The 23,665-nt window shown below is 67.3% G+C and carries 24 protein-coding genes; 11 read left to right on the top strand and 13 right to left on the bottom strand.

Annotated elements, in window-relative coordinates; translation table 11 throughout:
- Positions 1–543 (top strand): oxidoreductase (locus ACO6D5_RS24925; RefSeq protein ID WP_485826853.1); only part of this gene is annotated, 543 nt, incomplete at its 5' end.
- A gap of 34 nt (positions 544–577) precedes the next feature.
- Here the strand turns inward: ACO6D5_RS24925 and ACO6D5_RS24920 are convergent.
- Positions 578–1,426, bottom strand: coding sequence for a CPBP family intramembrane glutamic endopeptidase (locus ACO6D5_RS24920; RefSeq protein ID WP_485826852.1), 849 nt, complete (start codon positions 1,424–1,426; stop codon positions 578–580).
- A gap of 141 nt (positions 1,427–1,567) precedes the next feature.
- Here ACO6D5_RS24920 and ACO6D5_RS24915 point away from each other — a divergent pair, with 141 nt between their 5' ends.
- Positions 1,568–1,942 carry an MAPEG family protein gene (locus ACO6D5_RS24915; protein ID WP_035212970.1) on the top strand — a complete coding sequence of 125 codons (375 nt, stop codon included), beginning with the start codon at positions 1,568–1,570 and terminating at the stop codon, positions 1,940–1,942.
- Between the two features lie 76 nt (positions 1,943–2,018).
- Here ACO6D5_RS24915 and ACO6D5_RS24910 read toward each other — a convergent pair whose 3' ends face one another.
- The 10 genes from ACO6D5_RS24910 to ACO6D5_RS24865 all read right to left on the bottom strand — a co-directional run bounded on the left by ACO6D5_RS24910 (position 2,019) and on the right by ACO6D5_RS24865 (position 12,314).
- The gene (locus ACO6D5_RS24910) at positions 2,019–2,453 is read right to left on the bottom strand and encodes a carboxypeptidase regulatory-like domain-containing protein (protein ID WP_315846056.1); all 435 of its coding nucleotides are present in this window, start codon (positions 2,451–2,453) and stop codon (positions 2,019–2,021) included.
- 101 nt (positions 2,454–2,554) lie between these two features.
- Positions 2,555–3,358: an NRDE family protein gene (locus tag ACO6D5_RS24905; RefSeq protein ID WP_485826851.1), complete on the bottom strand. Its 804-nt coding sequence runs from the start codon at positions 3,356–3,358 to the stop codon at positions 2,555–2,557.
- A 3-nt stretch (positions 3,359–3,361) separates the two neighbouring features.
- On the bottom strand, positions 3,362–5,353 hold the full coding sequence (locus tag ACO6D5_RS24900) for an FUSC family protein (RefSeq protein WP_485826850.1): 1,992 nt from the start codon (positions 5,351–5,353) through the stop codon (positions 3,362–3,364).
- A 23-nt stretch (positions 5,354–5,376) separates the two neighbouring features.
- Positions 5,377–5,859: a YbaK/prolyl-tRNA synthetase associated domain-containing protein gene (locus ACO6D5_RS24895; protein ID WP_006227518.1), complete on the bottom strand. Its 483-nt coding sequence runs from the start codon at positions 5,857–5,859 to the stop codon at positions 5,377–5,379.
- An 83-nt stretch (positions 5,860–5,942) separates the two neighbouring features.
- Positions 5,943–6,671, bottom strand: coding sequence for a DNA-binding response regulator (locus tag ACO6D5_RS24890; protein ID WP_315846053.1), 729 nt, complete (start codon positions 6,669–6,671; stop codon positions 5,943–5,945).
- 321 nt (positions 6,672–6,992) lie between these two features.
- Positions 6,993–8,519, bottom strand: a complete 1,527-nt coding sequence (locus tag ACO6D5_RS24885) for an efflux transporter outer membrane subunit (RefSeq protein ID WP_485826849.1) — start codon at positions 8,517–8,519, stop codon at positions 6,993–6,995.
- Between the two features lie 6 nt (positions 8,520–8,525).
- Positions 8,526–9,671 (bottom strand): ABC transporter permease, encoded by a 1,146-nt coding sequence (locus ACO6D5_RS24880; RefSeq protein ID WP_006227515.1) that lies wholly within the window; start codon positions 9,669–9,671, stop codon positions 8,526–8,528.
- Positions 9,668–10,630, bottom strand: a complete 963-nt coding sequence (locus ACO6D5_RS24875) for an ABC transporter ATP-binding protein (RefSeq protein ID WP_485826848.1) — start codon at positions 10,628–10,630, stop codon at positions 9,668–9,670. Before ACO6D5_RS24875 ends, ACO6D5_RS24880 begins: the two co-directional genes overlap by 4 nt.
- A complete protein-coding gene (locus ACO6D5_RS24870) occupies positions 10,627–11,595 on the bottom strand; it encodes an HlyD family secretion protein (RefSeq protein ID WP_485826847.1) in 969 nt (322 codons plus the stop codon). The genes ACO6D5_RS24875 and ACO6D5_RS24870 overlap by 4 nt, the downstream gene beginning before the upstream one ends.
- 11 nt (positions 11,596–11,606) lie before the next feature.
- Complete coding sequence (locus tag ACO6D5_RS24865; RefSeq protein WP_485826846.1) at positions 11,607–12,314, bottom strand: TetR/AcrR family transcriptional regulator; 708 nt, start codon at positions 12,312–12,314, stop codon at positions 11,607–11,609.
- A gap of 164 nt (positions 12,315–12,478) precedes the next feature.
- On the opposite strand from ACO6D5_RS24865, the gene ACO6D5_RS24860 reads away from it, so the two are divergent.
- The 3 genes from ACO6D5_RS24860 to ACO6D5_RS24850 all read left to right on the top strand — a co-directional run bounded on the left by ACO6D5_RS24860 (position 12,479) and on the right by ACO6D5_RS24850 (position 14,911).
- Positions 12,479–13,516, top strand: coding sequence for an NADP-dependent oxidoreductase (locus ACO6D5_RS24860; protein ID WP_485826845.1), 1,038 nt, complete (start codon positions 12,479–12,481; stop codon positions 13,514–13,516).
- 21 nt (positions 13,517–13,537) lie between these two features.
- The gene (locus ACO6D5_RS24855; protein ID WP_315846047.1) at positions 13,538–14,218 is read left to right on the top strand and encodes a DJ-1/PfpI family protein; all 681 of its coding nucleotides are present in this window, start codon (positions 13,538–13,540) and stop codon (positions 14,216–14,218) included.
- A 93-nt stretch (positions 14,219–14,311) separates the two neighbouring features.
- Positions 14,312–14,911 (top strand): HD-GYP domain-containing protein, encoded by a 600-nt coding sequence (locus ACO6D5_RS24850; RefSeq protein ID WP_315846046.1) that lies wholly within the window; start codon positions 14,312–14,314, stop codon positions 14,909–14,911.
- A 15-nt stretch (positions 14,912–14,926) separates the two neighbouring features.
- Here ACO6D5_RS24850 and ACO6D5_RS24845 read toward each other — a convergent pair whose 3' ends face one another.
- The gene (locus ACO6D5_RS24845; RefSeq protein ID WP_485826844.1) at positions 14,927–16,525 is read right to left on the bottom strand and encodes a glycerol-3-phosphate dehydrogenase/oxidase; all 1,599 of its coding nucleotides are present in this window, start codon (positions 16,523–16,525) and stop codon (positions 14,927–14,929) included.
- A gap of 89 nt (positions 16,526–16,614) precedes the next feature.
- Positions 16,615–17,430, bottom strand: coding sequence for a DeoR family transcriptional regulator (locus ACO6D5_RS24840; RefSeq protein WP_315846044.1), 816 nt, complete (start codon positions 17,428–17,430; stop codon positions 16,615–16,617).
- Positions 17,431–17,641: 211 nt separating this feature from the next.
- On the opposite strand from ACO6D5_RS24840, the gene ACO6D5_RS24835 reads away from it, so the two are divergent.
- From ACO6D5_RS24835 to ACO6D5_RS24810, 6 genes are all read left to right on the top strand, one after another.
- Positions 17,642–18,727, top strand: coding sequence for an ATP-binding cassette domain-containing protein (locus ACO6D5_RS24835; RefSeq protein ID WP_315846043.1), 1,086 nt, complete (start codon positions 17,642–17,644; stop codon positions 18,725–18,727).
- Complete coding sequence (locus tag ACO6D5_RS24830; RefSeq protein ID WP_315846042.1) at positions 18,727–19,815, top strand: ATP-binding cassette domain-containing protein; 1,089 nt, start codon at positions 18,727–18,729, stop codon at positions 19,813–19,815. Before ACO6D5_RS24835 ends, ACO6D5_RS24830 begins: the two co-directional genes overlap by 1 nt.
- Positions 19,812–20,702, top strand: a complete 891-nt coding sequence (locus ACO6D5_RS24825; RefSeq protein WP_006227504.1) for a carbohydrate ABC transporter permease — start codon at positions 19,812–19,814, stop codon at positions 20,700–20,702. Before ACO6D5_RS24830 ends, ACO6D5_RS24825 begins: the two co-directional genes overlap by 4 nt.
- Entirely contained in the window at positions 20,695–21,507 is an 813-nt protein-coding gene (locus ACO6D5_RS24820; RefSeq protein WP_006219773.1) for a carbohydrate ABC transporter permease, read from the top strand. The genes ACO6D5_RS24825 and ACO6D5_RS24820 overlap by 8 nt, the downstream gene beginning before the upstream one ends.
- 14 nt (positions 21,508–21,521) lie before the next feature.
- Positions 21,522–21,830: a DUF2160 family membrane protein gene (locus tag ACO6D5_RS24815; protein ID WP_315846040.1), complete on the top strand. Its 309-nt coding sequence runs from the start codon at positions 21,522–21,524 to the stop codon at positions 21,828–21,830.
- A 105-nt stretch (positions 21,831–21,935) separates the two neighbouring features.
- Positions 21,936–23,665, top strand: a 1,730-nt coding sequence (locus ACO6D5_RS24810) for an extracellular solute-binding protein (protein WP_315846039.1), incomplete at its 3' end; no start/stop codon positions are given.

Raw genomic sequence — 23,665 nt, 5'->3', positions numbered from 1 at the left:
GAAGTGCACGCCGCCAACGGCTACCTGCTGGACCAGTTCCTGCAAGACAGCACGAACCTGCGCACCGACCAATACGGCGGCTCGCTGGAGAACCGCGCGCGCCTGCTGCTGGAAGTGGTGGATGCGTGCATCGAAGTGTGGGGCGCCGGGCGCGTGGGCGTGCACCTGTCGCCGCGTGGCGATTCGCACACGATGGGCGATTCGGATCCGGCAGCGACCTTCACCTACGTGGCGACCGAACTGGGCAAGCGCGGCATCGCGTTCATCTGCGCGCGCGAACATGAAGGCGAAGACAGCCTGGGCCCGAAGCTGAAGGCCGCGTTCGGCGGCGTCTACATCGGCAACGAAGGCTACACGCGGGAATCCGCCGAGGCCGCCATCGCCGCAGGCCGCGTCGATGCCGTGGCGTTCGGCGTGCAGTACATCGCCAACCCGGACCTGACGCGCCGCTTCGAACTGGACGCCCCGCTGAACGCGCCGGAATCATCCACGTTCTATTCGCAGGGCGCCGCCGGCTACACGGACTACCCGGCGCTGCCGTGAAGCAGTCTGCCGCCGCGCCCTGCGCCCGGCGGCGCTAGAACACCGCGCGCATCGGATACGTGAACAAGCCGAAGTGCGCGGCGTTCAGGCCCAGGTGCGCCAGCACCGCTGCCGCCAATCCGCCATAGCGGTATGCGACGCCGTAGGCCGCGCCCGCCAGGCCGGCGAGCAAGATCCATTGCCAGCCGCCGGCGTAATGCGCCAGTCCGAACAGCACTGCGGCGACTGCCACGGCGGCCCGGCCGCCCCAGGCGTGGCGCTGCCACCGCGTGGCCAACTGCTGCTGCACATAGCCTCGGAACAGGGTTTCCTCGGCCAGCGTCACCAGCAACGCGTTATTGATCAGCCAGATCCAGCCGGTGTCCGGCCATTTGGGCGCCCAGCCCACCACGCCCAGCGCCAGCGCAACCCCGAGGCACACCGCGATCGCCACGGCAGCCGCCAGCAACGCAGACGCCGCGGTGATGCGCGCGTTGCCGCCCGCCATGGGCGGCGCCAAGGCCAGCACCACCCAGAACGCCACTAGCGGCTTGTCCAGGTTCAAGTACATGCCGAAGGGCACCGCGTCGGGACTCAACGGTGCCGGCGCGATGACCTGCGGATTGTGGAACCCGGGCAATAGATGCAGGAAAAGTGCGGCCGCCAACGCCAGGAACAAGGCGTGGCCCGCTGCGCGCGCTACCGCGCCGGCTGCGGGCCGTACCCATGTCGCCGCCAGCAACAGCAATGCAGGCGCAGCGAACGCGACGGGATCGATCAGGCCGTCCGTCCACGCCCAGGCCCAGGCGACGGCCAGCGGCGCCCACGCCCAGCGGCGGGTGGCCGGCGGCCAGAGCAGGGCGGCGGAAAGAAAGAGGGCGGACCAGGGGGACAGGAACGGCATCGAAGCACGCGGATGCAAAGCGCAGAGTGTAAGCGTACCGGCTTGCCGAACTGGGCCTTTCAGGCGACGATGCCGCTCTCGGCGGCGCAAAGCCGCCTTGTATCCGGCGGACCCGTGGTCCGCCTGCACCCTGGAGCAAAAATGAAAATGATCGCGTGGTTGATGCTGGCGGCGGCGATCCTGCCGTTCGTCTCGACGATAGTCGCCAAGGCGGGGGGCAAACAATTCGACAACAACGATCCGCGGGCGTGGCTGGCGCGTCAGGAAGGGTGGCGCGCGCGCGCCAACGCCGCGCAGATCAATACCTTCGAGGCCCTGCCGTTCTTCTACGCGGCGGTGCTGTTCGCGCTGTACACCCAGGCATCGCCCGCGCATGTGGCAACGCTGATGGCCTGCTGGCTTGGCGTGCGCCTGGGCTACCTGGCCATGTATCTGGCGGGCTGGGGCGCGTTGCGGTCGCTGGTCTGGGCGATCAGCGTGGGCTTTGTGATCGCCATCCTGTTCTCGGGCGTCTAAGGCGCGCGAATGGCGCGCGGTGCGGGCTGGAGAACGTTCCGGTCCGCGCCACGTGCAGGCGACGCAAGGGCGCCGCTTACTTCCATTCGAAGACGGCGCGTGCGGTTCCCGTGTTCTGCACGGTCACGTCGCGCACTTGGGCTTTGCCTTCATAGGTAGCCGAGACTTTGTAGGCGCCGGCCGGCAGCTTCACCAGCATGTACGGGCCTTCCGCGGTGGCCTTCAGCACTTCCTTGCCTTGCGCGTCATGGATGGCGACGCCGACACTGGCGACGTAATCCGCCTTGCCGTCGCGTTGGGCGGCAAAGGTCAGCGCCAGCGGATAATCGCGGGCGGCCGCTTTCATGGCTTCCGACTCGTCGATGCCGATCCCGCCGCTGACATACTGCACCGTGCCCTGGTGCTTGACCGGGGGCAACGCCGCCTGGGCGGTCGACAGGACGCCGGCGATGGCCATGCTGCCCACCGCCATCATGGCGGCCAGGGTGCAGCGTTCAATGCGTTTGTTCATGAGGTTCTCCTGGAGTAGGCGACATGGGTTTCGACCGGGAAGTGGGCGCCGAGTTCGCGGGTCTGGCGCCGGCTGACACGAAAAGAAACCTCGCGCAGGTCCTAACCGCATTCGGCAAGCATATCGCCGGAAAAGCCGCCCTGCCAGGCGAACGCCAGCCGGCTCTCGCCGCTGACCGATCCGTCGGGGGCGAAGCGCCTTTCCTCGAGTTGGCCCGCGCCGTCGGCGTGCAGCGCCAGCACGCTGGAGCTGCGGGTGCCATAGTTCGGACTGACAATGAACGGGCTGCTCAATAGCTTTTCGCGATCCCTCGGCAGGCCTGTCGCGGGCAGTTCGTCGTCTTCCGCGCCCTGGCGGTCCGCCAGCGCGGCGAACAGCGCGGGCATGTCGGGTTGCGGCGCGTGTTCCAGCACGGCGGTGAAGGCGGCCTTGGTGCGGGCGAGCTTCGGCCACGGGGTGTCCAGCAGATGGTTGGACAACGCATAGATGCCGGGCGGCAGCGCGCGCGGCGCGCCATCGCGGTTGCTCAGATACCAGGCCTGGCGCGCATCGCCCACGATGAGGTTGAAGCCGTTGTAGGCCTGGCCCGCGTCGTGCACCCGGGCCAGGTATTCCCCAGGCGCCGCGCCGCCGCGCAGGAAGTCTTCGACCAGCGCGCCGCGCGAGGGCGCCGCGTCCAGGTGCCTGCCCGGTTCGCGGAAGTTCGTCACCAACGCGAAGCGGCCCCGCGTGGTCGCGCCCATCCAGGTGCCGCCGGCCAGGCCGTCGCGGCCGGCATAGACCTCCGGCGCATCGGCCCACTGGGCCGCCGGATGCGTCAGGCGGGCGTGGAATTCGTCGCGGTTGGCGGCGATCAGGACGGGGATGCCCGGCAAGGCATGCAGGGCCAATACGGCAAGACACATGGTTCAGACCTGGGAAGGGGGTGTTTGGGGACGAGGGTACCGGGCGCCCGCGCCAGGAGCGGCGGCAAAGTCCGGACCGGCCAGTGTGGCTCGGAGCGCTTCGATTTCTGCGGCGACGTCGGCCAGCGCGGGTGACGGCGCTGTGATGGCGGTGGCGGACACGGCCGCGCCCTGGCCGACGGCGACGCTCATGGCATGCAGGGTTTGCGCCAGCGCCGCCACCTGGGCGGCGCTGGGCGCGGCCTGGCCGGCGGGTAGCGACCACGCCGTGTCCGAAATGGCATTGGCCACGCGCTCGAGTGCGACCTCCACCGGCCACCACGCCAGCGCGCGGCGGCTGACCAGGCGGGGTTCGGACAAACCGCGCTGCAGGGCGATGCGCAAGTCGGACAAGCGGGCATAGGCGCTTGCGCGCAGACTGTGGCGGCTGTCGGGCGCAGTCTGGAAGACCGTATTCAGATAAGCGGCCAACGTGTCCATCGCGGCCGACACGGCGTGGTCCAGGTTGTGGCGTTCGATGCGGATCCACGGCAGGTAACCCACCAGCAGCACGATGCCGGCGGCGATGCCCACGTCGATCAGCCGCGCCAGGGCGATGGCCCAGGTGCCGGGCTGCAGCGCGCCGATCAAGAGCATCAGGATGGGCACCAGGATGGCCGAGAACAGTCCGTAGTTGCGGCGGATGGACCAGGGCAGCAGGGAGGCCAGGAGCGCCACTGTCAGCACGCTGGCGATGCCGCTGTGGTCTATCGCCAGCACGGTGGCGCTGATGGCCACCCCCACCACGCTGCCGCCGCAGCTTTGCAATGCCCGTGCAAAGACCGAGCCGAAGTTGGGCTTGAAGATTACCACCACGATCAGCGGCACCCAGTAGGATCGGGGCAAGGCCACCGCCAGTGCCACGGCCTCGGCGGCGACAAGGCACAGGCCCAGCCGGATCAGGTAGCGCACGGTGGTCGGACCGGGCCGGTAGGTTTGGACCAGCACGCGCCAGGGCGTGCGCGGACGGACGGGCGCAAGCGCGGCCAGCGGGTCGATGTCGGGCGGCTTGGCGCCGTCCAGCAAGGGCAGCGCCTGCGCCAGCGCGTCCGCCAGTTGCGGCATGTCCGCAAGCCGCAAGGCGGCGATGTCGTCGCCGGGATCGGGGTCGGCGTCGTTTTCCACGCGGTCGGCCAGCCGGTTCATGACGCGCGCGCAAGCCGGCGGCAGCACGCGGCCCGCGCGCGCCAGCGACAACGCGGCATTGGTGAGCGGCGTGCAGGCCTGCAATTGCGCCGCCAGCCGGGCCAGCCGAGGCGATGGCCCGGCGGCGCGGCCACGGGCGGCCAGCACGGTGTCGTAGGCGGTGGTCATGGCCGCTTCCATGTCGCGGCGCGCCACCATGGTGCGTGAGGTGCCGATGGCCGCGAACATCGCGGCCAGCTTGCGGTAGGCCAGCGCGACGGCGGCGCGTTCCGGCGCGATGGGGTTCACGACCCAGCCCGACAAGGTCAGCGCCAGGCCGAACAGCCCGCCCGCGCCCACCAGCACCGACGGCATCCAGGGCGGCAGGCTCGAAGTCAGGCTGGCGCCCACGATGACATACACCGCGAATTGCAGCGTCGCCACGGCGGCGATGTTGTTGAAGGTGCCGACCAGGCTGGCGATCAGCACCAGCACGGTCATGGCGGCCGAGGTCAGCAGGCCGTGTCCGGCCACCAGGTTGCCCAGCAGGTAGCCCAGCGCGCCGCCGAAGACGGTGGACCCGATGGACAGCGCCCGGTTCCGGTAGGGGCCGCCGTTGTCGCCGGTAATGGCGGGCAGCGCGCCCAGGGCAACCAGCGCGGCGGCCGCGCTCTGGTCCAGCGCCAGCCCCACGGCCGAGGGCAGGCCGATGGCCAGGGCGGCGCGCAAAGCCACCCAGCGGCTGACGGGCGACGGCTCCATGTGCGCCAGGCTCATGAGCCATCGCATGTTGGACGTGCGCGCGCCTCGGCGGTTCAGGGGGCGGGACACGGCGGGCTCATGGCGGGACGGGATCAGGCCTTGATCAACGGGGCGACTTCCGGCGCGGCCAGCCGGAAGTAGTCTTCCGTGTTCAGCAGGATGGACGCGTCCAGGCGTCCGGCGTTGAACACGATTTCATCGTGGCGGTCGCGCAGGCTGGGATCCACCAGCAGATGCAGGTCGGGGTTGAACGAAAAGGGCGGAATCGCCCCGATCTCGCAGCCCGTCAATTCGCGCGCCAGGTCTTGCGAGGCCAGCGACGCCTTCTTGCCCCCGGCCGCGCGCGCGATGGCGTCCAGGTCGGCTTGCTTGTCCGCTGGGAAAACGGCCAGCACGTTCTTGCGCTGGTTGGATGAGATCTTCACGCGGCAGACCAGCGCCTTGGCGCCCTGGCTGACGGCGGTGCCGCGGATGGCGGCGACTTCCACCGAGCGGCCGGCCGCGGGGTGTTCGATCAGGCGGTGGCGGGCCTGGTTCTGGGCAAGCATCGCTTGCAGGCGTTCAAAGACTTCCATGTCGGGCGGCGGATCAGAAGGGAATGGGCGTGCGCCGGGGAGTCGGCGCCGCACACATCGCATGATACGCCCGCGGGCAGCCCTCAGATCTCGCCGGTGAAGGCGTAGCCCCAGCCCCAGACGGTGCGGATCGGCAGTTCCATGTTCATGTCCTGCGCCTTGCGCCGCAAGCGGCTGACGACCACGTCGGTGCGTCGGATGGATTCGCGGCCCGCTTGCGGATCAATGCCGGGCGGATCGCTGCGCGGCAGCCGCTTGTCTGCCGAGGCGGTCAGTTTCAGCAGGAACTCGCGCTCGGCCAGCGTCAGCGCCAAACGCGCGCCTTGCGGGCTGACCAGCGTCCAGGCCGCGTCATGGAATTGCCATTTCCCGGTGGGGTCGGAGGGCGCGGCAGCGCTGGCCGCGCGCGGTTCCGCCTCGGGGGCCGTCCGCCGGCCGGCCATGGCGGGCACGCGGCGTACCAGTGCCTGCAGTGCGGCGGCGATTTCCGCCGTGGCCACGTCGGGCTGGAAGCAGGCGTCGGCGCCGCAATGCAGGCCCAGGATACGGTTCTCCGGGGAATCGAAGGTGGAGACGGCAACGATGCCGGCGGTGGTGTCCATGGCGCGCAGACCTGCGACGGCCATGCAGAGATCGGATAATTCGGCTTCCATCACCAGCAACGGCGTGCGGCGCGCCTGGAAGAGGCGGAACAGGCCGTTGGAGTCTTCGCAACGGCGGGGTGAAAATCCCATCCCCGCCAGTGCGTCGCTGCGGCGCACGCGTTGGTCGGGATCGGGAGAGAAGACGATCAGGTCTAGTAGGTCATTCATGAATCGTAGTGATCTGTGCAGCTTGAGCGCATGCATGATGCTACGGATACATCGAATTCCTAAACCTCGCACAACGCCCGTTTCGTACCCGAATTCTCAGACATGATCGCGGCGCGTCTGTTACGCGCGACGCCCGAAGGGCCGTTGCAGGCACCACCTCGGTGCGCAAAGGCCGCCGGCTGACCGGCGCCTTAACGTTCTTGCCACGAAAGCCGGTGCGGGTTTCGTGGCTGGTCTCTTGTCTCCGGTCCTATCCCTGAGGCTCTCCGGTCCTACCTCGTGCGCCATTTCGGGTCGTACTTCCGGTGCTACCGGCAGCCCTTATTGCTGCGGCGACGCGGGAACCTGAAGCTGCGCGGCTGCCGGCGCGGCGGGTTCATTCCACCAACCGCCACCCAGCGCCTGAAGCAGCGCCGCAGTATCCGCATAGCGCGCGGCGTCGGCCTCGGTGCGTGCTATGCGCGTCTGCAAGAGCTGGCGCTGGCTGTCCAGCAGGCTCAGATGGCTGATGCCGCCCGCCTGGTAGCGGCCCTGCGCGATGCGTTCCGCATCCGCCGCGCGGCGCCAGGCATCGTCATAGGCCTGGTAGGCCTCGCCGTCCGTCTGCACGGCGCGCAGGGCGTCGGCCACTTGCCGGAAACCTTCCAGCACCGTTTGCCGGTACGCCGCCGCCGCGGCCTCGTAGGCGGCTTCGGCCGACCGTTTGCGCGCGCGCAGTTCACCGCCATGGAACAGCGGTTGCACCAGGCCCAGCCCCAGGCTCCACACGTTCACGCCGTCGGACAACTCGCCCACGCGGGTGCGTTGCGACCCGAAGCTGGCGGTCAGCGTGAATTGGGGATACTGGTTGGCCGTGGCGACGCCCACATCGGCCGACGCCTTATGCCACAGCGCTTCGGCAGCCAGGATGTCAGGCCGCTGGCGGGTTAGCGCGGACGGCACGCCGGTCGGAATGCTTGCGGGCAGCGTCAGGTCGGCCAGACGCATCGGCGCGATGCGTAATGCGGCGGGCGGCTGGCCTAGATAGACGGCCAGCTGGTGCGTGACTTGCGCCAGTTCCTTGTCCAGCGGCGGCAGGGTGGCACGCGTCTGGGCAACCAGCAGTTCCTGGTTGCTCAGGTCGGCCTCTGCAATGCCGCCGGCGGCCAGGCGCTGGCGCATGATGTCCTGTTGGCGCAATTGCGCCGTCAGCAGTTCGCGGGTGGCGGCCACGCGTTCGGACAGGTCGGCCTGCCGGATGGCCGCCGTCACCACGTTCGCCGCCAGCGACATGCGCGCGGCCTGCAATTCGTGCGCCTGGTAATCCACCTGCGCCGCCATGCCTTCCAGCGCCCGGCGGTTGCCGCCGAACACGTCCAGCGTGTAGGACACGTCGATCGACGCGTTGTACAGCGTGAACGGGGGCGGCAATTCGGAAACCGGCACGCCATAGGCGGACGGGTCCACCTTCTTGCGCGCCGCCGAGACGTTGGCGTCGACCGACGGCAGCAGGCGCCCGCCGGTTTCGGCGTTCAGGTTCTCGGTGGCCTGGCGCAGGCTGGCGCGCGCTTGTTCCAGCGTCGGGTTGGCGTCCAGCGCCTGGCGCACCAGCTGGTCAAGCGCGTCGGAATGGAACAGCTGCCACCATTGCGCGGGGATGTCGGCGCCTGCCTGCAGTTGTTGGCCACCGGCTGCCGCGGCGGCGTCCTGCGGCGCGGTGTAGGCGGTGACGTCGGGCGCGGCGGGGGGAGCGAAATCGGGCCCGACCGCGCAGCCCGAGGCGAGCGCAAGCAGGCTCAGGGCGGCCATCGCCGGGCGGGCGCGCGGCAGCGGAAGGGAGGCGAAGGGCGGGCGGGCTAGGCGGGGCATGGCGCGTCAATCCAGGGTTCGGCGATAGAACTTCACGGCGGCGGTCATGACGACCACGGTGAACAGCATCAACGGCCAGATGCTGGGCCACAGGTCCCACCAGCCGTTGCCCTTGAGCAGGATGCCGCGGATCAGCCGGTTGAAGTGCGTCAGCGGCAGCAGGTTGCCCAGGTACTGCGCCCACATGGGCATGCCCTGGAACGGGAACATGAAGCCCGACAGCAGCATGTTGGGCAGGAAATAGAACATGGTCAGCTGCATGGCCTGCAACTGGTTCTGCGCCAGCGACGACAGCGTGATGCCTACCGTCAGGTTGGCGGCCACGAACAGCAGGGCCGCCAGGTAGACCGACAGCAGGCTGCCCAGAATCGGCACATGGAAGACGAAGTGCGCCGCCAGCAGGATGATGGTGGCCTGGATCAGCCCGATGGCGATGTAGGGCACGATCTTGCCCGTCATCACCTCGATCGGCCGCACGGGCATCGACAGCAGGTTCTCCATCGTGCCGCGCTCGCGTTCGCGCGTCATGGCAAGCCCGGTCATCATCACCAGCGTCATCGTCAGGATCACGCCCATCAGCCCCGGCACCGTGTTGTATTGCGAGATCTGCTCTTCGTTGTAGAGCTGGTGCACGCGCACGTCGAACGCCGGCTGTCCGCCCGCCAGGCCGGCCAGCGGCCCGGTCAGGTCCTTTTGCGCCACGGCCTGGGTCAGCTGGGTGGCCGCGCCGATCGCCATGCCGGTGGCCATGGGATCCGTGGCGTCGGCCTCGATCAACAACGCGGGCCGTTCGCCGCGCAGCAGCCGGCGCGAGAAGTCCGGCGGTATCGTCACCACGAACAGCACGCGGCCCTGGGCCAGCGCGGCGCGGCCGGCCTCCTCGTTGTCCAGTTCTTCGGTGATGTGGAAATAGTCGGACGACTTCATCGCCGCGATGAAGCTGCGCGTGAACGGGCTGTGGTCGGCCGTGATGACGGCCGTGGGCATCTGCTTCGGGTCGGTGTTGATCGCGTAGCCGAACAGCGCCAGTTGCATGATGGGCAGCCCCACGATCATGCCGAACGTGATGCGGTCGCGGCGCAGCTGCAGGAATTCCTTCAGCACCATGCTCCACCAGCGGGCCCACGAAAAGCCTTGCAGATGGCGCATCATGGCGGGCTCGCGAAGTTGTCGGTGGACCGGTTCATCAGGTAGATGAAGACGTCTTCCAGGCTGGTGTCGATACGCTCGAGCCGCAGGTCCTGGCCGTCGATGGCGCCGCGCAGCGTCCGTTCCAGCAGTTCGGCGTCCTGGCCGCTGACGTGCAGCGCCGACCCGAAAGCCACCGTCTGGTCCACGCCCGGCGCGCCGCGCAGCCGCTGCCCCAGCGGCACCAGATTGTGGCCGTGGATGGCCCAGGTGGTCAGGTGCTGCTCCGCGATCACTTGCTCGGCCGTGCCTTGGGTCAGCAGCCTGCCGTAAGAGATGTAGGCCAGCTTGTGGCAGCGCTCGGCTTCGTCCATGTAGTGCGTGCTGACCAGCACCGAGATGCCGCGCGCGGCCAGTTCGTGCAGCTGTTCCCAGAAATCGCGCCGCGCCGTCGGGTCCACGCCGGCGGTCGGTTCGTCCAGCAACAGCAGCCGGGGCTCGTGCAACAGGCAGGCCGCCAGCGCCAGCCGCTGCTTCCATCCGCCGGACAGCGACCCCGTCAGTTGGCTGGCGCGGCTGTGCAACCCCAGGTCTTCCAGCGCGCGGTCCACAGTTTCCTTGCGGTTTGGCATCCCGTACATGCGCGCCACGAAATCCAGGTTCTCGCGGATGGTCAGGTCATCCCAATACGAGAACTTCTGCGTCATGTAGCCGACGTGCCGCTTGATCTCGGCGCTTTCGCGCAGGATGTCGTAGCCCAGGCAGGTGCCGCTGCCAGAATCCGGCGTCAGCAGGCCGCACATCAACCGGATGCTGGTGGTCTTGCCGCTGCCGTTGGGGCCCAGGAAGCCAAAGATCTCGCCTTCGCGCACGCGCAGCGACACGTCGTTGACCACATGCTTGTCACCGAAGTGCTTGTTCAGCCCGTGTACGTCGATGACGGCGGTGTCGGCGTCCCGGGCGGTGTCGTCCGGCGCGCTCATTGCAGCGTGGCCTCGACGGGTTGGCCGGGATGCAGGCGCGTGGCGGCGTCCGGCGTCGGCCGGGCTTCCACCATGTAGACCAGCTTGCTGCGGCTTTCGCGGCTGTAGATGACCGGCGGCGTGTATTCAGCCTGATTCGACACGTAGTCGATGTGCACCGGTATCGGCTCGCCGCAGCCGTCGCAGCGCAGGCTGGCCTGCTGGCCGACCTTCAACGATCCCACCACCGTTTCGGGCACGAAGAAGCGCACCTTGATATTGCCGGGCGGCAGCAGGCTGACGACGGGGCTGCCCGCGGGCACCCATTCGCCCACGCGGTACATCGTGTCGAACACCTGTCCCGCCGCGGGGGCGCCCAGCTGCTTTTGCGCCAACGTCCATTCGGCCTGGGCAAGCGTCGCGCGGGCCGCGTCCACCTGGGCGGCTTGCGCTCGCCGCTGGTCGTCGCGCCCGGGCAGGGCGGCGACTTCCAGCTGCGCCCGAAGCTCGCGCACGCGGGCGGCGTCCGATTGCGCCTGTTCGCGGCTGTCGTCCAGTTGCGCCCGCGCAATGCCGCCGATGCGCAACTGCGCGGTGTCGCGCTGCAGCTGCGCGGCAGATCGGCGGCTGGCGGCCTCGGCCTGGGCCAGTTGGGCGCGGCTGACGTCCACTTCAGGCGGGCGCTTGCCGGTGGCGATGTCTTCCATCTGCGCCGTCGCCGCGGCCAATTGCGCGCTGGCCTGGTCGCGGGCGGCGCGCTCGCGCGTGGCCTCCAGCGTGAACAGCGGCGCATCGGCCGCCACCTGCTGCCCGCGCTTGACGGGCAGCGCATCCAGCCGGCCGGCCTCGGACGACGCCACATACACATAGTCGCCCTCGACATAGCCTTGGTAGAAGGGGGCGTGATCATTGCCGCAACCGGCCAACAGCAAGGCCAGCACCGGCAAGGCCGGCAGGGAACGAAGCGGGGCGGGACGGGTGCGCATGGTCGGCATCCTTAGGGGGCAGGGGGCGGGGCGGGCGGCGAGAACAGCCCGCCGGTCAGCATGGCGATGGCGTGCGCCGCAATCGCGTCGGTATCAATGGCCTGCGCTTGCGCGTCGCCTTGCCAGATGCGGCGCCACAGGTTGGACGTGGCCAGCGGCAGCAGCGTCAGGCCCAGGATGGACAGGAACACCAGGCGGGGCTCCACGCCGGGCGTGATGACGCCCTGGCGCTGGGCTTGCCCGATCAGGCCGGCGAACGCCTGCAAGCGGTCGGACGGCAGATGCGGCAGCACGCGTTCGCGCAGTTGACCGCCTTCGTTGACGACTTCATGCATCCATAGGGCAGGCAACCATGGCTGTTGCGTGGCGCTTTGCACGATGCGCTTCACGATTTCCGCCAGGAAGCCACGGGCCGCCGCGGCCGGATCCTGGCCGGCGTCCAACGTCACCGGCACCGGCGCCCAGACATATCCGATGACGGGCAAGACGCGTTCCTGCACGACCGCGTCGATCAACTGGTCGCGGTTTTTGAAGTAGTAATGCACCATCGCCGGCGTGACGGCTGCGCGTTGGGCGATATGGGCGATGGTGGTCGCGGCGACCCCCTGCGCGGCGAACAGGCCGGTGGCGATGCCCAGCAGGTCGGCGCGCATGGCGGCGTTGTCAGGGCGCACGGGACGTCCGGGGCGGCGGGGAGCGGGAGGCGGTACGGGGCACATGGCGCAGAGTTTAATTAAGTATTTAATTAATTAAAAGGGGGCGAGATGGAAGGGTTACGGCACGGAGCGATGGACAACGATGGTGTAATGGACCGGTTCCCCAACTTGCCACCCGGGTTTTGCCCGCAAGGCCCGGGCGGCTTCCTTGCAGGAGGCTGGACTTCATGCCGCAATCATCGTCGATCAATCGCCGTATCGTGCTTGCCGCGCGCCCGCACGGCGAACCCGCAGACAGCGATTTCCGTCTGGAAACCGGGGACGTCCCGCAGCCCGGCCCCGGCCAGGTGCTGCTGCGTACCGTGTACTTGTCGCTGGACCCCTATATGCGCGGCCGCATGAGCGACGCGCCGTCCTATGCCGAACCTGTCCAGGTCGGCCAGCCGATGGTGGGAGGCACCGTGACGCGCGTGCAGGCGTCCAACCATCCCGACTTCCAGCCTGGCGAGTGGGTGCTGGCGCAATCCGGCTGGCAGGACTTCGCCGTGTCCGACGGCACGGGCCTGCTGCGCCTGGGCGCCAACCCCCAGCATCCGTCCTATTCGCTAGGCGTGCTGGGCATGCCCGGGTTCACGGGCTACATGGGCCTCTTGGACATCGGCCAGCCCAAGGCGGGCGAAACCGTGGTGGTGGCCGCGGCCAGCGGCGCGGTCGGCGCAGTGGTGGGGCAGATCGCCAAGATCCACGGCTGCAAGGTGGTGGGCATCGCGGGCGGCGCCGACAAGTGCCGCTACGTGCTCGACGAATTGGGCTTTGACGATTGCCTGGACCACAAATTGCCCGATCTGCCTGGCCGCTTGGCGCGCGCCGTGCCCCAGGGCATCGACGTCTACTTCGAAAACGTCGGGGGCGCGGTGTTCGACGCCGTCCTGCCGTTGTTGAACCCGCGTGCGCGCGTGCCGGTCTGCGGGCTGATATCGGCCTACAACGCCACCAGCCAGCCTGACGGCCCGGACCGCCTGGCGCTCCTGATGCGCACCATCCTCACCAAGCGGCTGAAGTTTCAGGGCTTCATCATCTTCAACGAGTACGCGCACCGCTACGGCGAATTCCGCGAAGCGATGGAAGGGCTGATCGCGCAAGGCCGCATCAAGTACCGCGAGGACGTGGTCGAAGGGCTGGAGAATGCGCCGCGCGGCCTGATGGGGCTGCTGAAGGGCGAAAACGCCGGCAAGCGCATCGTGCGCGTCGGCCCGGACCAATAGCGCCACACAACGGAGCGCAACATGAAAATCCTGATCGTGCTGACATCCCATGACACATTGGGCAATACCGGCCGCAAGACGGGCTTCTGGCTGGAAGAATTCGCCGCGCCGTACTACGCGTTCGTCGACGCGGGCGCCGCCGTGACGCTGGCGTCGCCCAAAGGCGGCCAGCCGCCGCTGGATCCCAAAAGCGACGACCCTGACGCGCAGACCGACGCCACGCGACGCTTCCGCCAGGACGCCGATGCGCAGCGCGTGCTGGCGTCTACCCTTCGCCTGGCCGACGTGCAGGCGGCCGATTACGACGCGGTGTTCTACCCCGGGGGGCACGGCCCGCTGTGGGACCTGGCGGAAGACACGAAGTCCGTCGGATTGATCGAGACCATGCTGGCCGCCGGCAAGCCGGTCTCGGCGGTATGTCACGCGCCCGGCGTGCTGCGCCACGCCAAGACCGCCGACGGCAAGCCGCTGGTGCAGGGACGCCAGGTCACCGGTTTTTCCAACGCGGAAGAGGCGGCGGTGCAGCTGACGGACGTGGTGCCATTCCTGGTCGAAGACGAATTGACCCGGCTGGGCGGCTTATACAGCAGCGGGCCGGACTGGCAGCCTCATGTCGTCAGCGACGGCTTGCTGGTCACCGGGCAGAACCCGGCATCGTCCGTCGGCGTGGCAGAAGCCTTGCTGGAACGGTTGAAGAACTGAAATCTGTTTGGTCAGGATTGCTGCGCAGTGTGTCAGAATTGCTACTTTCTGACACACTGCGCGCGTTCCGTTGCAACGTTGCGCATCTTTCTGATGCCCCCAGACGTACCCGAATACCCCGATGGTTCCTGTGAGGCCGCGCTGTTTGCCGCCATGCAGGCGCGTGACCCGGCCACTGGCCGTCATTGTGACCGGGTGGTCGCATTGAGCGTGGCGCTGGCCCAGGCCTGCGGCCTGCCAGAGCTCGAGCAAGCCGCGGTGGCCGTGGCCGCAAGGCTGCATGACGTGGGCAAGATCGGCACCCCCGACCGCGTGCTGTTTTCACCCAAGCGCCTGGAAGCCGACGATTGGGAAATCATGAAATCGCATGCCGCCACCGGTGCCGACATCATCATGAAAAGCGCGATGCCGCAGCGCGACCTGATTGCGCATGCGGTGCGCCACCACCACGAGCACTTCGACGGTTCCGGCTATCCGGCAGGGTTGTCGGGGCACGATATCCCGCTGCATTCGCGCATCATTTCCCTGGCGGATTCCTACGATGCGCTGGGCGACACTCGGCCCTATCATCCGGCGCGTTCGCACGCCGAGATCATGCGCATCCTGAACCGCGAGGCCGGATCCAAGTGCGATCCGGACCTGCTGCGGCTCTTCGAAGCGATGATATTGGCAAGTCCGCTGCGCGTGCCGTAACGGCACGCGCCGGTCTTATTTGAGGCGGTAGTTGGCCGCGACCACGGCCAGGTTCTGCAGCGTGCGTTGCTGCCAGGCGGCGTCGTGGCCCAGTTCTTCAGCCAGGATGCGCGCCACTTCGGGGGCGGCCAGCATCGCGGCTTCGCTGTCCAGGAACAGTGCGCGGTTGCGGCGGGCCAGTACGTCTTCGGCGCTGCGCGCCAATTCGAAACGCGCAGCGAAACGCACGTGCGCTTCGGACAGGCCGCTGGCGTTGACCAGCATGCGGTCGGCGCCCGGCAGCGCTTTCAAGGTGGCCAGGTCGCTGCCATAGTAGCTGTCCGGCGTGCCGGCGTGCTCCTGCGACGGCGCCAGGCCCGAGGCGCCGTGCAGCGGCAGCGATTCGGTGCGGCAGCTGGCTTGCGTCAGCAACTGATGCTGGATCGCGGTGTCCACCACGTCCTGCGCCATGCGCCGGTACGTCGTCCACTTGCCGCCCGTTACCGTCACCAGCCCGGCGTTGGACACCAGGATGGTGTGCTCGCGCGACAGCTGCTTGGTCGATGCCTCGCCCGTGGCCTTGACGAGCGGGCGCAGGCCGGCCCAGACGCTGGTGACGTCGTCGCGCGTGGGTTTGCGGCTGAGGTAGCGCGCAGCCGTGCCCAGGATGAAGTCCACGTCCTGGGCGCCGGCTTCGGGGTCCAGCGGCAGGTCGTCGCGCGGCGTGTCGGTCGTGCCGACGATGGTGTGGCCGTTCCATGGCACCACGAACAGCACGCGGCCGTCGTCGGTCTTGGGGATCAGGATGGCGCGGTTGCACGGCAGGAAGTCGCGCGGCAAGGTCAGATGCACGCCCTGGCTGGGCGCGACCATCGTCGGCGCGTTCTTGTCTTCCATGCGGCGCACGGCATCGACCCAGACGCCGGTGGCGTTGATCACGCAGCGGGCGCGCAAGGAAAAGCTGGCGCCGCCGATGACGTCTTGCGCCGTCACGCCGTCAACCTTGCCGTTCGTGGTGCTCAAGCCGGTGGCGCGCACGTAGTTCACGGCAGTGCCGCCCAGGTCGAACAGCGTGCGCATCAGGCTCATGGCCAGGCGCGCGTCGTCGAACTGGCCGTCGTAATACAGGACGCCGCCTTTCAGGCCGCGGCCATTGACGTTTTCCGCCAGCGTGGGCGCGTTGGCCAGCGTGTCGCGGCGCGACAGCCAGCGGCTGGGCGCCAGATTCAGCTTGCCGGCCAGCATGTCGTACATCTTCAGGCCGATGCCGTAGAAGGGCTGGTCCATCCAGTTGTAGGCGGGCACCACGAAGCCCAGCGGCCACACCAGATGCGGCGCATTGCGGTTGAGCAGGCCGCGTTCATGCAGCGCTTCGCGCACCAGGCTGACGTTGCCCTGGGCCAGATAGCGCACGCCGCCGTGCACCAGCTTGGTGGCCTTGCTGGACGTGCCCTTGGCAAAGTCGGCGCCTTCGATCAGCAGCGTGCGGTAGCCGCGCGAGGCGGCATCGACCGCGGTGCCCAGGCCGGTCGCGCCGCCACCGATGACGATGACGTCCCAGGAAGGCGTGTTGTCCAGCGTGGTCAACAGGCGGTTGCGGTCGGGCGGGGTGACGTTGGCGAGCGGTTGGTTCATAAGTCGTTGCGGCGGGGCCGCCAGGTAAAAGCGTGGTTATCGTGTGCGGGCAGCCGGGGCGGGCAGGGGCCCGGATCCGGCGCGCCGGTTCAAGCGTTGGTTGCCGAGGTATTCGTGGACGGCGCGCCGGCCGCGTTCGGGGCCGCGGCCACATCGCAGCGCACGCCGGAATCCAGCAGCACTTGCGCCAGCGGCTCTTGCGGATGCGCGTCGGTGAAGAAGCGGTCGATCTGCGAAATGTGCGCCAGTTCCACCATCGCCTGGCGTTTGAACTTGCTGCTGTCGGCGGCCAGCCAGACCTCGCGCGATTGCTCGATGATGGTCCGGGCCACGCGCACTTCACGGAAGTCGTAATCGCGCAGCGTGCCGTCGGCTTCGATGCCCGAAATGCCGATCAGCCCGATATCCACCTTGAACTGGCGGATGAAGTCCATGGTGGCTTCGCCGACGATGCCGCGGTCGCGCGAACGCACCACGCCGCCGGCCACGATGACTTCGCAGTCGGGGTTGTCGGACAGGATGTCGGCCACGTGCAGGTTGTTCGTGATGACGCGCAGGCCGCGGTGGCGCAGCAGGGCGCGCGCGATGGCCTCGGTCGTGGTGCCGATGTTCAGGATCAGCGAACAGCCGTCGGGCACCGCCCGGGCCACGGCTTCGGCGATGCGCTGCTTGCCGGCCGCGTGCAGGCCCTGGCGCTTGCGGTAGGCGATGTTCTCGATGGTCGAGGCTTCGATGCGCACACCGCCGTGAAAGCGCGACAGCAGGCCGGCCTCGGAAAGGATGTTCACGTCGCGCCGCACGGTCTGCAGCGTGACGTCAAAGCGTTTGGCAAGCTCTTCGATCGATGCCGAGCCTTGGGCTCGCACCATTTCGATCAAAGCGCTCTGTCGTGGATTCAGTGTCATGGGTGAATGATAAAACAACAAAAGCGAAAAATAATGCCGCACTGCAAGATTGTTTTTTGTTCGCTTCTTGAGTAAAACGCACAAAAAACGAAAGCCATCTGAAAGAGTATGCTCATCCTGTTGCGTGCGTTCGCGCACAGGCTGGCTCGCTGTACCGAATACCGAAGTCCGTGTGAAAAATAGGGACGTATAAGTAGGTTGAGGAGACTAGATGCAGCTGACCCTGGACAGGATTGGTTTGCGAGCCGGCTCGCAGACGCACCTGACTCCCATGAGCCTGGCCCCGGTTCCGGGCGCCATGACGGTGCTGCTGGGGGTGACCCTGGCCGGCAAGACCTCCTTGATGCGCATCATGGCCGGGCTGGACCGGCCGACCGAAGGCCGCGTGCTGGTCGATGGCGCCGACGTGACGGGCGTGCCCGTGCGCCAGCGCAACGTGGCCATGGTCTATCAGCAGTTCATCAATTACCCGTCGATGTCGGTCTACGACAACATCGCGTCGCCGTTGAAGCTGCGCGGCGAACGAAACATCGGCGAAAAGGCCCGCGCCATGGCGGCGCGCCTGCATATCGACCATCTGCTTGAGCGCTACCCCTCGGAACTGTCCGGCGGGCAGCAGCAGCGCGTGGCGCTGGCCCGCGCCCTGGTCAAGGACGCGCCGCTGATCCTGCTGGACGAACCGCTGGTCAACCTGGACTACAAGCTGCGCGAGGAATTGCGCGACGAACTGTCGGAATTGTTCGCCGAAGGGCGGTCCACGGTGGTCTACGCCACGACCGAGCCGGGGGAAGCCCTGTTGCTCGGCGGCCACACCGCCGTGCTGGACGCGGGCGAGTTGCTGCAATACGGGCCCACCGCAGAGGTGTTCCACCGGCCCAATTCCATCCGCGTGGCGCGCGCTTTCAGTGATCCGCCCATGAACCTGTTCGCCGCGCGCCGCACGGACTCGGGTTTTGTCCTGCAAGGCCAGATGGCGGTCGAGCGCCATCTGCCGCCGGACGCGGGCGCCGACCTGACCGCGGGCCTGCGCGCCGGCGCCCTGGACGTGGAGCCGCGGCCGGGCCACATCGGGTTGCCGGGCGTGGTGAAGCTGGCCGAGATATCCGGATCGGACACCTTCGTCCATGCGGAAACGGCCGCGGGCAACGTCGTCGCGCAATTGCCGGGCGTGCACCGGTACACGCTGGACCAGCGCGTGGAGCTGTATTTCGATCCGGCCCAGACCTATGCCTTCGGCGCCGATGGGGCGCTGCTGGCCGCGCCGCGCCAACCCGCGGGCGCAGGGGAGGTCGTCTGATGGCCCAGATCGAGCTGGACCTCTCGCATTCCTACGTGGCCGACCCCAAGACCGACGAGGACTACGCGCTGCTGCCGCTCGCGTTCACGTTCCGCGATGGCGGCGCCTATGCCTTGCTGGGCCCGTCCGGCTGCGGCAAGACCACGCTGCTCAATTGTGTGTCGGGCCTGCTGCGCCCGTCGCATGGCCGCATCCTCTTCGATGGGCAGGACGTCACCGCCAAGACGCCACAGGCGCGCAATATCGCCCAGGTGTTTCAGTTTCCGGTCGTGTACGACACCATGACGGTGGCCGAAAACCTGGCGTTCCCGTTGCGCAACCGCGGCATTGCGCCGGACCGCATCCGCGAGCGGGTGGGCCGCATCGCCGAAATGCTGGAAATGTCCGCGGTGCTGGACCGCCGGGCCAGCGGCCTGACCGCCGACGCCAAGCAGAAGATCTCGCTGGGGCGCGGCCTCGTGCGCAGCGACGTGTCGGCCATCCTGTTCGACGAACCGCTGACCGTCATCGATCCGCAACTGAAGTGGGAACTGCGGCGCAAACTCAAGGAAATCCACCACGAGTTCAAGTTGACGCTGATCTACGTGACCCACGACCAGACCGAGGCGCTGACTTTCGCGGACCAGGTCATGGTGATGGCGCGGGGCCGCGCGGTGCAGGTGGGCAGCGCGGATGACCTCTTCGAGCGGCCCGCCCACACGTTCGTGGGGCACTTCATCGGGTCGCCGGGTATGAACTTCCTGCCTGCGCAATGGCGCGACGGCGCGCTGTGGGTGGGGCAAAGCCGGGTCGGTGGCGCGCCCGAGGCCTTGGGCGCCAAGCTGGCCGGCGCCGGCCCCGTCAAGCTGGGCGTGCGCCCCGAATACTTGCGCGTGACCGACGCCGGCGCGGCCGGCGCCGTGCCCGTGCGAGTGGACCGCGTGCAGGACGTGGGCACCTATACCTTGCTGGTGGCCGACTTTGAAGGCACGCCCGTGCGCGCTCGGCTGGGCAGCAACGTCGTGCCGGCCGCCGCCGGCGGCACGGTCTGGCTGTCGGTGCTGAACCCGCACACCTGCTTCTACCGCGACGAGGTGCTGATCCCATGAAACCCATCGATCACCGGGCCTGGTTCCTGGTTTTGCCCGTGGTGCTGTGCGTGGCGTTCTCGGCCATCCTGCCGCTGATGACAATCGTCAACTATTCGGTGCAGGACATCATCTCGCCCGAACGCCGCGTTTTCGTGGGCACGGAATGGTTTGCCGCCGTGCTGCAGGACGAAGAACTGCACGGGGCCTTGTTCCGGCAGATCGGCTTTTCGCTGGCGGTGCTGGCCATCGAGATCCCGCTGGGCATCCTGCTGGCGCTGTCGATGCCTGCCAGCGGCTGGCGGGCGTCGGCCGTGCTGGTCATCATCGCGCTGTCGCTGCTGATTCCCTGGAACGTCGTGGGCACCATCTGGCAGGTGTTCGGCCGCACCGACATCGGCCTGCTTGGCGCCACCTTGTCCTGGCTGGGCGTGGACTACAACTACACCGGCAACGACGTGGACGCGTGGGTGACCGTGCTGGTGATGGACGTCTGGCATTGGACGCCCCTGGTCGCGCTGCTGTGCTATGCGGGCCTGCGCGCCATCCCCGACGCCTATTACCAGGCCGCCCGCATCGACGGCGCGTCGCGCCTGGCGGTGTTCCGCTACATCCAGCTGCCCAAGATGCGCGGCGTGTTGATGATCGCGGTGCTGCTGCGCTTCATGGACAGCTTCATGATCTATACCGAGCCCTTCGTGCTGACGGGCGGCGGGCCGGGCAACGCCACCACGTTCCTGTCGCAATACCTGACGCAGAAGGCCGTGGGCCAGTTCGACCTGGGCCCGGCCGCGGCGTTTTCGATCATCTACTTCCTGATCATCCTGCTGCTGTGCTTCATCCTCTACAACTGGATGCAGCGCGCGGGCACCACGGGCGGCGTCGACGAGGAGCGTGCCAATGCGTGACCAATCCACCTGGTGGCGCTCCGCCTTCCTGATCCTGTACCTGGTGTTCGCCATCCTGCCGCTGTACTGGATGCTGAACATGTCGTTCAAGACGAACACCGAGATCGTCAGCACCCTGACCCTGTGGCCGCGCGACTTCACCTTCGAGCACTACCGCACGATCTTCACCGACCCCGCCTGGTATTCGGGCTACATCAATTCGCTGATCTACGTGGTGATCAATACCGTGATCTCGCTGGCCGTGGCGCTGCCCGCCGCCTACGCGTTTTCGCGCTACCGCTTCATCGGCGACAAGCACGTGTTCTTCTGGCTGCTGACCAACCGCATGACGCCGCCCGCCGTCTTCCTGCTGCCGTTCTTCCAGTTGTACAGCTCGTTCGGGTTGATGGACACGCACCTGGCCGTGGCGCTGGCGCACCTGGTGTTCAACGTGCCGCTGGCGGTGTGGATCCTGGAAGGCTTCATGTCCGGCGTGCCGCGCGAAATCGATGAAACCGCCTATGTCGACGGCTATTCCTTCCCGCGCTTCTTCCTGACGATCTTCCTGCCGCTGATCAAGTCGGGCGTGGGCGTGGCGGCGTTTTTCTGCTTTATGTTCAGCTGGGTGGAGCTGCTGCTGGCGCGCACGCTCACGTCGGTGAACGCCAAACCCATCGTGGCCACCATGACCCGCACCGTGTCGGCCTCCGGCATGGACTGGGGCGTGCTGGCGGCCGCGGGCGTGCTGACCATCGTGCCCGGCGGCATCGTCATCTGGTTCGTGCGCCACTACATCGCGAAGGGCTTCGCGATGGGCCGGGTCTAGGGGAGGGCCGCGACATGTTCAGCTGGATGGTATGGACCACTCCCGTCGCCGTGTTCTTCACCTGCATCGTCCTGATGCTGATCGGCATGACGGTCTGGGAATTGAAGTCGCCCACGGTCGAGCGCAAGGGCTTCCTGCCGCTGCGCACCACCCGCGGCGACAGGTTGTTCATCGGCTTGATGGCCGCCGCCTGGCTCAACCTGGCATTCCTGGGGTTCGGGCAAAAGGCGGTGGAATGGTTTTCGCTGGATGAGCCGCCATCGGTGTGGATCAGCTTCGTGCTGTCCATGCTGCTGTTGGCCTTCATCATGAGAAAAGGCTGAAGGGGCGTTTCGATCCCTCACTTGGTTCAAGGACTACGGGCCCGCATCTTCCCCGGCCAGAGGTCCGCAGCAAAAGATGGGGAAGGCCATTCGAGGAGACAGGTCATGAAATTGCGCATGCATGCCATGGCAGCGGCTATCGCCCTGATCGGAACGTCAGGGGCATGGGCCGGCGAGCCGGAAGCGAAGAAGTGGGTAGATTCGGAGTTCCAGCCGTCGACGTTGTCCAAAGACCAGCAGATGGCGGAAATGAAGTGGTTCATGGACGCCGCGGCCAAACTCAAGGCTAAGGGCGTCAATGAAATCAGCGTCGTATCCGAAACCATCACGACGCACGAGTACGAATCCAAGACGCTGGCGAAGGCCTTCAGTGAAATCACCGGCATCAAGGTCAACCACGACCTGATCCAGGAAGGCGACGTTGTCGAGAAGCTGCAGACGTCCATGCAGTCCGGCAAATCCATCTACGACGGCTGGATCTCGGATTCCGACCTGATCGGCACCCACTACCGTTACGGCGCCATCCTGCCGCTGTCGGACTACATGGCCGGGGCCGGCAAGGAATGGACCAATCCCGACCTGGACATCAAGGATTTCATCGGCACCAAATTCACCACGGCGCCCGACGGCAAGCTGTACCAGTTGCCCGACCAGCAGTTCGCCAACGTGTATTGGTTCCGCGCCGACTGGTTCGCCCGCCAGGACCTGAAGGACAAGTTCAAGGCCAAGTACGGGTACGACCTAGGCGTGCCCACCAACTGGTCCGCCTACGAAGACATCGCCGACTTCTTCTCCAACGACGTCAAGGAGCTTGACGGCAAGAAGGTCTATGGCCACATGGATTACGGCAAGAAGGACCCGTCCCTGGGCTGGCGCTTCACCGACGCGTGGCTGTCCATGGCCGGCGCGGCCGATAAGGGCCTGCCCAACGGCATGCCCGTGGACGAATGGGGCATCCGCGTCGCGGACGACAAGTGCACCCCCGTGGGCGCCTCGGTATCGCGGGGCGGCGCCACCAACAGCCCGGCCGCCGTCTACGCGCTGACCAAATACATCGACTGGATGAAAAAGTACGCCCCGCAGCAGGCCATGGGCATGACCTTTTCGGAATCCGGCCCCGTCCCGGCGCAAGGGCAGATCGCCCAGCAGATCTTCTGGTACACGGCGTTCACCGCCGACATGACCAAGAAGGGCCTGCCGGTCGTCAATGACGACGGCACCCCGAAATGGCGCATGGCCCCGTCGCCTTACGGCCCGTACTGGAAGGACGGCATGCAGAACGGCTACCAGGACGTGGGTTCATGGACGTTCTTCAAGTCCACCAACCCCGACAAGATGGCCGCCGCCTGGCTGTACGCGCAATTCGTCACGTCGAAGTCGGTGTCGTTGAAGAAATCCATCACCGGCCTGACCTTCATCCGCGACAGCGACATCCACAGCGACTTCTTCACCAAGAACGCGGCGAACTACGGCGGCCTGATCGAGTTCTACCGCAGCCCCGCCCGCGTGGCATGGACGCCCACGGGCAACAACGTGCCGGACTATCCGAAGCTGGCGCAACTGTGGTGGAAGAACGTCGCCACGGCCGTCACGGGCGAAAAGACCCCGCAGGCCGCGATGGACAACCTGGCCAATGAAATGGATCAGGTGATGGCGCGCCTGGAACGGGCAGGCATGGCGCAATGCGCGCCGAAGCTGAACGCCAAGAGCGACCCCAGCAAGTGGCTGTCGGACCAGCACGCGCCCTGGAAGAAGCTGGCGAACGAGAAGCCCAAGGGCGAAACCATCCCTTATGAAAAGCTGCTGGCGGCCTGGAAGGAGGGCAAGGTCCGGTA

It is taken from the genome of Achromobacter sp. (assembly GCF_057314935.1).
Note: the sequence above shows the minus strand (reverse complement) of the source record. Positions and strands in the feature narration are given on the sequence as shown.